9 protein-coding genes are annotated in these 12808 nt (G+C 37.2%); 3 read left to right on the top strand and 6 right to left on the bottom strand.

Annotated elements, in window-relative coordinates:
- The 5 genes from ABIQ28_RS01030 to metG form a co-directional block, all read right to left on the bottom strand.
- The coding region (locus ABIQ28_RS01030) for a Tex-like N-terminal domain-containing protein (protein ID WP_348034893.1) at nucleotides 1-1195 on the bottom strand (1195 nt) is incomplete at its 3' end.
- A gap of 94 nt (nucleotides 1196-1289) precedes the next feature.
- Nucleotides 1290-2075, bottom strand: a complete 786-nt coding sequence (locus ABIQ28_RS01025) for a copper resistance protein NlpE N-terminal domain-containing protein (RefSeq protein ID WP_348034892.1) — start codon at nucleotides 2073-2075, stop codon at nucleotides 1290-1292.
- A gap of 88 nt (nucleotides 2076-2163) precedes the next feature.
- Complete coding sequence (locus ABIQ28_RS01020) at nucleotides 2164-3465, bottom strand: hypothetical protein (protein ID WP_348034891.1); 1302 nt, start codon at nucleotides 3463-3465, stop codon at nucleotides 2164-2166.
- Nucleotides 3466-3666: 201 nt separating this feature from the next.
- Nucleotides 3667-4119: an META domain-containing protein gene (locus ABIQ28_RS01015; RefSeq protein ID WP_348034890.1), complete on the bottom strand. Its 453-nt coding sequence runs from the start codon at nucleotides 4117-4119 to the stop codon at nucleotides 3667-3669.
- Between the two features lie 75 nt (nucleotides 4120-4194).
- Nucleotides 4195-6285 (bottom strand): methionine--tRNA ligase, encoded by a 2091-nt coding sequence (metG, locus tag ABIQ28_RS01010; protein WP_348034889.1) that lies wholly within the window; start codon nucleotides 6283-6285, stop codon nucleotides 4195-4197.
- Between the two features lie 264 nt (nucleotides 6286-6549).
- Between metG and ABIQ28_RS01005 the strand changes: the two genes are divergently transcribed.
- A complete protein-coding gene (locus ABIQ28_RS01005) occupies nucleotides 6550-7479 on the top strand; it encodes an LD-carboxypeptidase (protein WP_348034888.1) in 930 nt (309 codons plus the stop codon).
- 3 nt (nucleotides 7480-7482) lie between these two features.
- On the opposite strand, the gene ABIQ28_RS01000 is transcribed toward ABIQ28_RS01005, so the two are convergent.
- Complete coding sequence (locus tag ABIQ28_RS01000) at nucleotides 7483-9327, bottom strand: chloride channel protein (RefSeq protein WP_348034887.1); 1845 nt, start codon at nucleotides 9325-9327, stop codon at nucleotides 7483-7485.
- 342 nt (nucleotides 9328-9669) lie between these two features.
- Between ABIQ28_RS01000 and ABIQ28_RS00995 the strand changes: the two genes are divergently transcribed.
- Together ABIQ28_RS00995 and ABIQ28_RS00990 are read left to right on the top strand one after the other, a co-directional pair.
- Nucleotides 9670-10029, top strand: coding sequence for a YraN family protein (locus ABIQ28_RS00995; protein ID WP_348034886.1), 360 nt, complete (start codon nucleotides 9670-9672; stop codon nucleotides 10027-10029).
- Between the two features lie 548 nt (nucleotides 10030-10577).
- Nucleotides 10578-12377, top strand: coding sequence for a hypothetical protein (locus tag ABIQ28_RS00990; RefSeq protein ID WP_348034885.1), 1800 nt, complete (start codon nucleotides 10578-10580; stop codon nucleotides 12375-12377).
- Nucleotides 12378-12808: the final 431 nt, after the last annotated feature.

The following is a 12808-nucleotide window of genomic DNA, read 5'->3' as shown; positions in this document are numbered from 1 at the left end:
ATACCTGAATGTCATCTTTAAATCTGATTTTTCGGATAAAGGCTTCCGTTTCACGAGAGGCGGTTCCGTTGCCAATCGCAATAGCTTCAATTTGATAAGCTTCAGATAATGAGCTGATTTTTTTCATAGCTCCAAGCATATCGTTCTGTGGTGGATGCGGATAAATGGTTTCGTTATATAATAAACCACCTTGAGCATCTAAACACACCACTTTGCAGCCCGAACGAAATCCGGGATCAATGGCTAGAATGCGTTTTTCTCCTAAGGGCGAACCTAATAATAGTTGTTTTAAATTTTTTGCAAAGACTGATATCGCAGATTCATCGGCTTTGGTTTTTGCAGTTTGAAGTGCTTCGTTTGAAAGTGATGGCAGCAATAAACGCTTGTAAGCATCTTGAATGGCCATTTGAATTTGCTCTGAACAGTCGTTGTTGGAGCGAATCATTCGATCCTCAATTTTAGCTAAGGCTTTCTCGTCGTCAATGGCTATTTTTGTTTTGATAAAGCCTTCGCTTTCGGCACGTAAGATGGCCAGTAATCGGTGTGAGGGAATTCGGCTCAGTGATTCTTCCCAATCAAAATAATCACGGAATTTTTGAGCGTTTTCATCGTCTGCTTTCGATTTTACAACTTTAGTGGAAATCATCGCAAAGCGCTCTAACTGATGCCGAATGCTGTTTCTGAAATCAGTGCGCTCATTAATCCATTCAGCGATAATATGACGTGCGCCTTCCAGTGCATCATCTGCGGAAGCGACACCATCTTTTACATATTTGAAAGCCACAGATTCTAGGTCAGAAGCATTCTGGCTCATGATAATTTTGGCCAAAGGTTCCAAGCCGTTTTGTCGAGCGGTTTCTGCTTTTGTTTTTCTGCTTTTTTTGAACGGTAGGTATAAATCCTCGAGCGTGGTCAAATCCAGTACTGCCTCGATTTTTTGTTTTAATTCTGGAGTTAAGGCATCTTGCTCCTCAATCGCTTTTAAGATGGCTGTTTTACGTTTTTCAAGCGCTTCAAATTGTTCTTTATATTTTACAATATCGCCAATTTGAACTTCATCAAGATTACCGGTTTTCTCTTTTCTATATCGCGAAATAAATGGAATAGTCGCATCTTCATTTAATAGTTCGACCGTGTTTTTAACTGAAGATTCAGGAAGTTTTGTTTGAGAAATAATATAAGAAATCAAGGACATGGATAGGCTTTAAAGTGTTGGATGTAAAGATAGGAAGATAAAAAAAACTGTTTGAGGTTTCAAACAGTTCTTAATATTTATTTGAGGACTGGCTTTAATTAGCAGCCTTGAAGGTGGCTAATTTTTGATGGTCTTTATCGTACATTATTAAGGAGTGATCTTCAAAGCCATAAGACGCAGCTGCATTTACTGTTTTTAAGAATTCCGCTTCTATTTCCATTTCAGGACAAGCTTTTAGGGTGTTAAGTAATTGCAAGAATTTTATTTTTTGAGCATCTTCTACCTCATATGCACCTTGGAGATTGTTACAACCTGTATAACCGATAACTGTGAAATCATCTTTAAATTGAATATAAGCGTGTTCAGATTTCGCTTCCTTATATTGGATATCTTCGCCTTTAAAGGTTACCAAATGCCATTTTTTGCCCACCAATTTATCGGTTATTTTCTTTAATACATAAAGCGATTTCATAGCTCCAGTAATTTTGTTGCCGTCGCTATCTAATTGAGTCAGCATATTTTCTCCTACAAAGTACGAGTGTCTGTCAGGGTCGGAAAAAATAAGTTTTTGACCTTTATCATCCCATTTAAAAGTGCCCATGGTTTCATAAGGCTTCGCTTCTTTTCCTAAATAGGTTTCTTTAATGGTAAAGGTGTTATCTTGATTGATGGTTATAACAGTTTTGATGCCGTCGCAATCTGCACAGGGCAATTCACCTTCGTAAGTGCCAGCCCAATCAAGAGAAGTCTTACTGTTGTCGCTCGTAGACTCTGCTGTTTGTTCGTCTGTTATTTGGGTTTCATTTTTCTTTTGAGAATTACAGCTGGTAGCGAATATTACAAGCGCTAAACATAAGGTGTTGATATATGCAGATTTCATATTTTGAGTTTTTGGTTTTTTAAAATTATTGAAATTTGAGGAAAATAGGAGCTTTGTTAAGCGAATCTTAACAGTCATGACGTAAGCTTTAAAACTTTATGAGCTTGTATTCGCTATCTATAAGATTAAAATAACCAATAAAAACAGTGTCATTATGAAAAAAAACGTCTTCGGCGGTGGAGTATTTAAGAGAATCTTGATAGGTTTTTATCGTGTCAAATAAATTGTCTTCAATCGTCCCTTTGAGATGATTAAAGTTAGAATCAAAAATGGCATTAAAATAGATAGATTTTGAGGCGATGTAGGAATTGTAATTTAAATTAATGCCATTGAAATATACCGTACTACCTGTTGAATTCATTAAATTGACCGTTGGATTTATGGTTGAAATGGACATTGGCGATAAAGTTGGTGTTGCTGGAATAATATTGAAAGCTCCTAGAGTTATATAATACATCTCCTTGTTTTTAAGTACAGTGATACCAAGATCTCCCTGGCTTATCTTCCTTAAATATTTTTTAGTTTCTTCCAATTCGCGTTTCTCTATAAAAGGTAGGGCCGTGCCTTTTTGTATAAAAGGGGAATTTTTAAATGCTATCGGTTGGTCGTCCTGAACGTAGAAATCCTTGATCAACTCTCCTGAAAAGTTTTTAATTGTAAAGCCCATTTCCTTTTTTGAACTCCCTATTTGAAAAATCTTATCCTCGTAGATGAACGAGTTATACTTTTTAAAATCGTCTAATTTTCCTTTCGGATAGCTGAAGGATTTAAAATCTATTGAAAAAGTTTCTAAATCAATATCATAAACCGAAGTGCCCGAATCTTTGTCATCAAAAGTTAAATACACTTTGTTGTCCTGTTGATAGAGTTTGCTGGGCCTTGAGGCCAAGTCAATTGAGTTAGGAGTATGCTGATCAATTTTACCTACTGCTGAGGTTTGTGCAACCGCTAGTCGGAAAGAGCCAATCTTATTTTTTCTTTGTATTAATAAGGACTTGTCCTTGACTTCATCGAAAGTGAATGTTTTTGCGACTTTAAAATTGAGTTGCTTATCATACGCTAGGATGTTTAATTTCAAATCGTCGCCTGTGGTAAAAAGATATAGATTGTTTTTGTAACTCACAGCATCGATATAAAGCGCATCAGACATATCAATTTTTACTTCAGAAGTAGTCATCGTCTGAGATGCAAAGTCAATGGTAAGGATGGAGAACTTGTCTTTTAGGGAATTTGAAAAGAGGACGTCATATTTTAAGCCTTCGAGGCTATATCCGATAACATCATTGTATTTGTTTTTTAACTCATCGATTTCAAGAGATGATTTTTGATTAAAATCGGCATCAAAAAGATAAGCAAACACCTTGTTCCTTTCTGTAATTACGATCGCCAAGTCCTGATTTAATGTATTTGTTAAGCTATAAGAGTCTTTCTTAAGCCGTTTGGATAAGTTTTCGTTTTTAAAACTGAGAACATGTTCCTGAGCAAATGCATTACCGTTGAAGATAAACGCGGCTGCGAAAATAAAGGCTTTAATCCTATGTAAGACGAAGGTTGTTATGATAGTCGAAAAATTCAAGAATAAAATTATCTATTATAATTTGGAAGACTCTGTTTCAAAAGTTGCCAAAACATAGCCGTTTTCATCTTTTAAAGTCAATTCATTATTGACGATGACAAAAGTGCTTGCTTTTTGCAAATTGCCCATAAACACACCTTCAATACCATGATCGTCGCAATATCTCATGGTAGACATCATTTGTGAGAATGAAATCGACTGTTGGTCAGTTAAGGTATAGCTGCCGCCAAAACTATTGCACCCACCATTGCCACCAACACCGTGATCTTTTTCACTCAGCTTAATAAAAGGCTGCTGTAACTCATCGCTAGTTAAATTCACAATATCGCCATTGAGTTTGGTCAATACCCATTTGTTGCCAATAAGTGATGTTTCAGCTTTACTGGACGACTTTTGAGAGACGTCTTGCGATTTACAACTGACAAGGATCGTGCAAATCAAAAGGGATAGGCTTAGTATGTTTCTCATGGCATTGTCTTTTAAAATGTTGATTGTCAAAGATAATAAACTTATTGAAGGAGATTATCTCATTAATGAAACAATCTAGCTGATATGCAATCCATTAGGCACAACCGCATCGCCTTTACTGAGCGCCGTTGAGGTGTCAGGATTTACAAACACTAACTTCCCATCTTCCGATTCGGTCATTAAAATCATGCCTTCACTTTCGACACCTCTCAATGTGCGTGGCGCTAAGTTGACCAAAACAGTGACACGTTTTCCTACCACTTCTTCGGGCGTAAAACTCTCAGCAATTCCAGAAACTATCGTTCGGATATCGATGCCGGTATCTATTTTTAAAACCAATAATTTATTGGCTTTCGGCATTTTTTCTGCGGATATTATCGTGCCCACACGGAGATCCAGTTTTGAGAAATCTTCAAAAGTGATGGTTTCTTTTTGTGGTTCTACTTTTCGGTTAGCCGCTTCATTTGCTTTTTTGCTCGCAATAAGTTTGTCCAATTGTGCCTGAATGGTATCATCTTCAATTTTTGAAAATAAGAGTTCTGCTTTTCCAATTTGGTGTCCAGTAGGGAGAAGCACTTTTTTAGATGAAATATCATTCCAAGAATTCTTAGCATCGCCAGAATTGATATTGAGCATCGCTTTTAGTTTGTCCGAAGTAAACGGTAAAAAAGGTTCACTTAAAGTCGCTAAAGCTGATGCGATTTGAAGGGACACAAACATAATTGTTTTGGTGCGTGCTTCATCTGTTTTGACGAGTTTCCATGGTTCTTCATCTGCTAAATACTTGTTGCCAAGTCGTGCCAAATTCAGCAATTCATGACTAGCTTCCCTAAATCGGTAGCGTTCAATGGAACTTGAAATCACTTCAGGATAGGCTTTTACTGCGGCTAACGTTTCTTCGTCAACAGCACTAAATTCTGATGGTTCAGGAACGATGCCATCATAATATTTATCGGTTAATACCGCTACACGATTGATGAAATTTCCGAAAATGGCCACCAATTCATTATTGTTTCTTGCCTGAAAATCTTTCCAAGTGAAATCATTATCCTTCGTCTCCGGCGCGTTTGCGGTTAAAGCATAGCGTAAAACATCCTGCTGATTTGGGAAATCCTCCAAGTATTCTGGCAACCAAACCGCCCAATTTTTTGAAGTCGATAATTTATTGCCTTCTAAGTTTAAAAACTCGTTGGCAGGAACGTTATCCGGCAAAATAAAGGAGCCTTCGGCTTTCAACATGGCTGGAAAAATGATACAGTGGAATACAATATTGTCTTTTCCAATAAAATGTACCAATTTGGTGTCTTTATCTTTCCAGTACAATTCCCAATCTTTTCCAACGCGTTCTGCCCATTCCTTGGTTGAGGAAATATAGCCGATAGGCGCGTCAAACCACACATATAAAACTTTGCCTTCAGCACCTTCAACAGGAACAGGAATACCCCAATCTAAATCTCTCGTTACCGCTCTTGGACGCAAACCATCGTCAATCCAGGATTTTACTTGACCGTAAACATTAGGTTTCCAATCTTTTTTATGACCCACCAAGATCCATTCTTTTAAGAACGCTTCGTGTTTATCTAAAGGTAAAAACCAGTGTTTAGTTTGTTTTAATGTTGGTACATTTCCAGTGATGGCCGATTTTGGATTTATCAAATCCGTAGCATTCAAGCTGCTGCCACATTTTTCACATTGGTCGCCATAAGCTTCTTCATTGCCGCATTTTGGGCAGGTTCCCGTAACAAAGCGATCGGCTAAAAACTGCTCAGCCTCCTCATCATAGAGTTGCTCGGTGGTTTCTTCAATAAACTCGCCTTTGTCATAGAGCGTTTTGAAAAATTCCTGTGCAGTATCATGATGGATTTTCGCCGATGTACGCGAGTAATTATCAAAACTGATTCCGAAATCTTCAAAAGATGTTTTGATGATCGCGTGGTATTTATCCACAATATCTTGCGGAGATACGCCTTCTTTTTTTGCTTTTATAGTAATGGGAACGCCGTGTTCATCGCTTCCGCAGATGAAAGCCACATCTTTTCCAGTTAATCTTAGATAGCGAGCGTAAATATCAGCAGGTACATAAACCCCAGCCAAATGACCAATATGTATGGCACCGTTGGTGTAAGGTAAGGCTGCGGTAATCGTATATCGTTTTGGATGATTCATCAATCAATAATTTTAAGGTAAGGTCATTGCGAGGCGCAAACCGAGGCGTCAATTTTTAATTGTAATTATAAACTGACAGATGGCTTTGTTTTGCTTGCAATGACGCGTTATTTTTCGAAGCTACAAAAGTACGCATTTTGACCTCCATTTGGAAAAAAAATGTATTTTTACGTTATGTCGAAAATCACACTTACCCTCGTATTAAGTTGCCTTGTTTTGGTCTTTGGAATTCAGGATCTGTCGGCACAGCAAAAAACATCCTCTATGAAAAAGCATACGCTCGTCCGTCCGCCATACTTAAAAGTGGGCGACACCGTTGCGATTGTTGCACCTTCCGGAGTTTTGAAAAACAAAAATGCAGATATCCAACGCGCCCAGGATTTGTTAAAGAGTTGGGGTTTGCACTCCGTTTTGGGAAAAAATCTGTTTTCCGAATCCAATCATTTTGCAGGAACAGATGAACAGCGTAGGTCTGATTTGCAAAAAGCCATGGATGATCCGACCATTAGCGCTATTTGGGCGGGACGTGGTGGTTATGGAACCGTTAGGGTTTTGGATAAATTGGATTACACCAAATTTAGAAAAAAACCAAAATGGGTCATCGGTTATTCGGATATTACCGCATTGCACAATCAGTTGCACAACGAAGGCTTTAAATCGATCCATGCCATTATGGCCGCTGGAATTACAGTTGATTTGAAAGGTATTGAAGAAAGTGTAGCGACCTTTAAAGACGCGATTTTCGGAAAGCCTTTGGCTTACACCTTGGAAGGATCAGAGTATAATAGAGTAGGAAATGCTTCTGGAGAGCTGGTTGGTGGCAATTTAACCTTGTTGCATACCATGTTAGGTTCTAAAACAAGCAATGATGTATCTGGAAAAATTTTATTTATAGAAGAAGTGGGCGAACATTTATATCATACCGATAGAATGTTGCAAAGTTTAAAACGGGCTGGCTATTTTGATCATTGCAAAGGTGTGATTGTGGGCGACTTTTCGAAAGTTAAGGAGAATACAACACCTTGGGGAAGCAACATTGAGCAGTTGATTTTAGATGCTCTTTCGGATTATGATTTTCCAATTGCTTTTAAGATGCATGCAGGACACGAAGATGATAATAGAGCATTGATTTTTGGGAGAAATATTCAGTTGAAGGTTGCTAAAGAGCAATCGACAGTGGTTTTTGATAAATAAAGGTCACTCTGAATAATCTCTCAACAAGGCTCGGTAATTGGTCAAAATTTTCGAGCGGCTGATGAATCCGCAAAACTTCTTGTTTTCATCTAATAGTGGTAATTGCCATACATCTGCTTCGTCAAACATTTTTGTTACCTTCATGACGGAATCCGAGGGATTGACGATGAATGAAGGGTTAATAGCCAGTTGTCCTACACTTGTTTCTGAAGTCGGTTTTTGTCCTAAAAGATAAGGACGTAAATGTTCTCTATTTAAAATACCCAAAAACTGATTATTAGTATCAATCACTGCCATGCTATTTTGATCGCTATTTCTAAATTTCTGCATTACTTCGTCCATGCTTTCTGAGGTGCTGAGTACTAAAGAAGCAGTATTTATACAGTCTTTTAAGGAGATTTGCGACAGAATATTTTGATCTTGACGTGTTGTGAAAATCTTACCTTCTTCAGCCAATTTATTATATGCCGGATTAATTGGCGAAAAAAACCGATTGATCACATAAGCAATGACTGAAACCGTCATCAAAGGAATAAATAAATCATAGCCACCGCTGGTTTCTGCAATCAAAAAGATAGCAGTTAATGGTGCATACAAAGCTCCAGACATCACACCTGCCATGCCAACCAACATCAAATTGGTTATTGGAACGTCATGCATGCCTAACATTTCTAAAGAAAGCCCGAAAACATAGCCCAAAAATCCGCCCGCCACCAATGATGGTGCAAAATTACCGCCATTTCCGCCAGAGCTCAATGTGATACTGGTAGCAAAGGCTTTTAAAAGTGTGGTCAATGCCAGAAAAACAAGAATCAGTAATTGCGACTTTTCAAAATACCGAAATAGGCTTTCATGAATTAATTGATCAACATGACCTTGATGTAAGGTTTTAATATTGAGATAGCCTTCGCCAAATAGTGGTGGAAATGCAACGCATAATAATGACAACAATACGCCGCCAACAAGCGCTCTTAATAAGAGACGTTTTTTAAAACGTTCAAAAAAGCGATGTACTTTCTGTCCAACAATTAAAAAATAACGCGCATAAAATCCTGTTAATATCCCTAAAGCGATATAATAAAATATGTTGACATAATTAAAAGATTCACGAGCACGTAAATTGAACAAAACATCTTCATTTAAGATAATCGTGGAGAGCAAGCTGCCACAAATAGCTGCAATGACTAGAGGAATGAAATCCGTAAATACTAATCCAACAAGTAAAATTTCAAAAGCGAACATAATGCCAGCAATAGGTGCATTAAATGCCGCTGCGATTCCTGAGGCTGCGCCGGCGGCAAGTAATAAAGTGCGCTCTTTGAAGTCTAATCGGTAACGTTGCGCATAGTTGGAGCCAATGGCAGAGCCAGTGACAGCAATAGGCGTTTCCAAACCAACTGAGCCTCCAAAACCTACTGTAATACCACTTTCTATAATTTGCGAATACATTTTGGTTGATTTGATTTTGCTTTGGTTTTGTGATATATCTTTTAAAACAAACGCAAGCTCTTTGTCTTCATCGCCTTTAAAAAAATACTTCACTACCAATGCTGTCAACGTAATCCCGACCAATGGAAAAATGGCATAAACAAAAAGACGCTCTTGAAAAGGGACTTCTGTATTAATAAACAATTGGATATGATGTACAAGGACCTTAAGGATAACGCCGGCCATCCCTGCGCTTAAACCAACTAAAATTCCAGATAGAATAAGAAACTGCGAACGTGTCAGGCGCTCATTGATCCACAATAACAATATTTCAACAAGATTAAATTTTCTATAGGGGTAGTTAGTAAATGCCCTTTTGAATTTTAAAAAGGCTACATACAGTTTCTTTATTTTGTACATGCAGAGTGGTGGTCTATTTAAAGATTCCTAAAATTACTATGTTCTCATCAGATCAAAAATTTGATAAAACAGCATCTCGTAACTTTAAATTGTACTACAAATTTCGATAAAAAATAAAAGCAAGTGGTCAAATAATTTGTTTTTTAATTCGGTGTGCTTTCTTTTGTTACATTAGTAGGATGTTAGGCTATGTATCAGATTTACAGATTGGTAGATGTGGATATTGTGATGGCAAGATAATATAATAGATTAAGCTTTAAGTCATGAAAATGACTGTGACGATAATTTTTTTCATAACGCCGACTGCCGACTGAAAACTGAATACTGAAAACTCATTTTATTATGGCACACCACAACGAACTCGGAAAAATTGGCGAACAACTTGCCGCAGACTACCTTTTCTCCAAAGGTTATGAGATTGTGTGCAAAAATTACTTTTTTCAGAAAGCAGAAATCGACATTATCGCAAAGCATGACAATATGATGATTTGCGTAGAGGTCAAAACCCGGAACTCTGACTTTTTTGGTGACCCTCAAGAATTTGTGACAGCAAGCAAAATCAAATTACTAGTCAAAGCGATGGATGCATTTATCATTGAAAATGACATCGATTTAGAAACACGATTTGATATTATTGCCGTGTTGAAGAATAAAACGAGACAAGAATTAACCCATTATGAAAATGCATTTTATCATTTTTAGCACACCAAGTAAGTTAGATCTTGTTTTTAAATTCGCCTCCTTTTTAAGGAGGAGTGGCTTCAATTCCAGAATAGGAATTGAAGGCGAGGTGGTTTAATGTAATTTTTAAATTGTCAAACCTCACAGGTTTCCAAAACCTGTCAGGTCTCCATCGTTAATTTAGAGTGTTTTGCTATCTGAAACCCTTCCGTCTTTAAGCCCTTTTCTGTGCTTAAATCCACCTTTCCTTCATTTCGACAAGCTCAATGACCGAGGGAAGGAATTCTTTGATTTTGCTGTTTTTTAAAAATTAGCTATAAACTTAAATTCTCCTCCTTTTTAAGGAGGAGTGGCTTCAATTCTAGAATAGGAATTGGAGGCGAGGTGGTTTAATCTAATTTATCAATCATTTATAAGTTTCAAGTTATCAAAATATAACATAATCTGAACCTAGGTTCATCTTAAGGAATTAACGGAATTAAAATTTAAAATCACATGACAATTATCACATTTTGAGCGCTTAATATGTATAATATTTGGCGCTTGATTATTTTAAAAAAACACATATTATGATTACATCCAAACAAGCACATACTTTTCATATTCCTGTTATGGGTTTAGCCTATACCATAGATAGTCCCATTCGTGTTGCCCAATATGGTATTTCGTCTGTCATTTCTATTATTGATGATGATCTATTGGAAAAAATGAATGCCTTTTACAGTCAAAAGTTTAGTTTGCCTTACCAAGAAATCACACAAAAAGTAGAAGATTATCGTGCAAAACGTATCACAGCATATTTGAATTTAGTAGATACGATTGTTAAAGATAAATTTGTAAAATTCAAGGAGGAATTGTCAGAAAGCAAAACGGCTTTAGATAATTTTATAAGCATGCTTCCTAATAAATCGACCATAAAAGAAGGGCTTTCAAAGATTTTGGAAGAAGGTGTGGCTATTAAAGAAACCATTAAAAATTATATAGACACTCATTTGTCGGCTGGCGAAATTGACGTCAATATTATGACCAAGATCGACAAGGATAATTTTATTAAATCCAAACAACTGTCTATTGAGTTTAATGATGCGCATGCAGCGCTTCGTGGTTTTGCCAACAGTACTTTAGAATCATCTGTGGTGCTTTCTGCAGGCATGAATCCGAGATTATATAGTTATTTTGAGAAATTCAACGATTTTTATCCCGATACGAACGGCTATTTAAAAAAGAAAATCATTTTAAAAGTAAGTGATTATAGGTCGGCGATAATTCAAGGGAAATTCTTGGCAAAAAAAGGCCTTTGGGTTTCTGAATATCGCGTGGAATCTGGTTTGAATTGTGGTGGTCATGCTTTTGCAACCGAAGGTTTTTTATTTGGCCCTATTCTGGAAGAATTTAAAACTAAAAAGTCTGAATTATTACAAGATACCCATGAGGTTTTTATAAAAGCTTTAGCTGATAAAGAACTATTTGTTCCAGAGCAGCCCTTGGATATAAAAATTTCGGCTCAAGGCGGTGTTGGTACTGCGGACGAACACGATTTTTTAATTAACAACTACGACGTTGATTCTGTAGGTTGGGGAACGCCTTTCTTGTTGGTTCCAGAAGCCACCTCGGTAGATGATGCAACTCGAAAACTGATGGCGGGAGCAAAGGAAGCTGATTTATATTTGAGTGATATTTCGCCATTAGGCGTGCCTTTTAATACCATAAAAGGAACTTCCAACGAGTTTTTTAAACAGATGCGAATTGATAATAATAAGGCAGGAAGTTCTTGTCCTAAAAAGTTTTTAGCCTTGAGCAAGGAGTTTGGGCCAGAAGGGATCTGTACGGCATCAAAAAAATATCAGGATGTGAAATTGGCTGAACTTGATGAGCGAAAAGAATCTATGGTGGCCTCAAAGTATGAAATCGCTAAAAACAAGATTACCGAAAAATCATGTCTTTGTGTCGGTTTAGCGAATGCCTCTTACCTTGAAAATGATATTCCTATCAAAGGTCAACAGCAAGGGGTGGTGATTTGTCCTGGTCCTAATTTGGCCTATTTCGACAAAGAAGTTTCGTTGTTGCAAATGGCACAGCATATTTATGGCGGTCCATCCGTACTTTCGGATGCTTACAGACCAAATATGTTTGTCAAGGAATTGAAAATGTATGTTGATTATTTGAGAAATGAGATCGCGACATTTACGGATGAATTATCTGCTAAAAACGTCAAGAAATGGACGGCTTTTAAGAGTAATTTATTGGAAGGGATTGCGTATTACCAAAACCTGTTTGACGAAGCAATTACTCCGAAAAACATGTTGATTCAGGATGATATTATAGTTTATAAGAATGAATTGAATGCGATTGAGATTCCAGTTTTGTAGTCTGGAAATTGAAGGTTAGTTTAAATGTTTTTAACCTCTCAGGTTTTACGTGTCCGCCGAAGCTTCAGCGTAGGAGGAAAACCGGAGAGGTTTTTGTTTGTCTAGATGTTTTTTGGATTCTAATTTATAACCCTTCCGTCTTCAATTCCTTTTCTGGAATTGAAGACACCTTCCCTTGAAAAAAGGGAAGGAGCTGTTTGATTCGGTTATTTTTAAAAATAGGCTACAAACCAAACTTCTCCTCCTTTTGAAGGAGGAGTGGCTTTTGGTTAGGAAAGAAGCAGAAGACGAGGTGGTTGTTGAGTAAATATTAGCTTGTATTCTCCTTATTGAACGTTGAAGGATTGGGTTTTAATTCTAGATTTAGAGTATGTTCATGAGACCCCTGCTTTATTTCGACAGGCTCAATATATCACGCAGGGATTTTATCT

Source organism: Gelidibacter sp., from assembly GCF_039916245.1.
Classification (GTDB): domain Bacteria; phylum Bacteroidota; class Bacteroidia; order Flavobacteriales; family Flavobacteriaceae; genus Gelidibacter.
The sequence above is the reverse complement of the archived record's forward strand: the minus strand, read 5'-3'. Positions and strand labels throughout refer to the sequence as shown.

Bases quoted from the DNA above. Each gene is read 5' to 3' on its own strand.
- ABIQ28_RS01025 (WP_348034892.1), bottom strand. From the start codon at position 2,075: ATGAAATCTGCATATATCAACACCTTATGTTTAGCGCTTGTAATATTC.
- ABIQ28_RS01015 (WP_348034890.1), bottom strand. From the start codon at position 4,119: ATGAGAAACATACTAAGCCTATCCCTTTTGATTTGCACGATCCTTGTC.
- metG (WP_348034889.1), bottom strand. From the start codon at position 6,285: ATGAATCATCCAAAACGATATACGATTACCGCAGCCTTACCTTACACC.
- ABIQ28_RS01005 (WP_348034888.1), top strand. From the start codon at position 6,550: ATGAAAAAGCATACGCTCGTCCGTCCGCCATACTTAAAAGTGGGCGAC.
- ABIQ28_RS01000 (WP_348034887.1), bottom strand. From the start codon at position 9,327: ATGTACAAAATAAAGAAACTGTATGTAGCCTTTTTAAAATTCAAAAGG.
- ABIQ28_RS00995 (WP_348034886.1), top strand. From the start codon at position 9,670: ATGGCACACCACAACGAACTCGGAAAAATTGGCGAACAACTTGCCGCA.
- ABIQ28_RS00990 (WP_348034885.1), top strand. From the start codon at position 10,578: ATGATTACATCCAAACAAGCACATACTTTTCATATTCCTGTTATGGGT.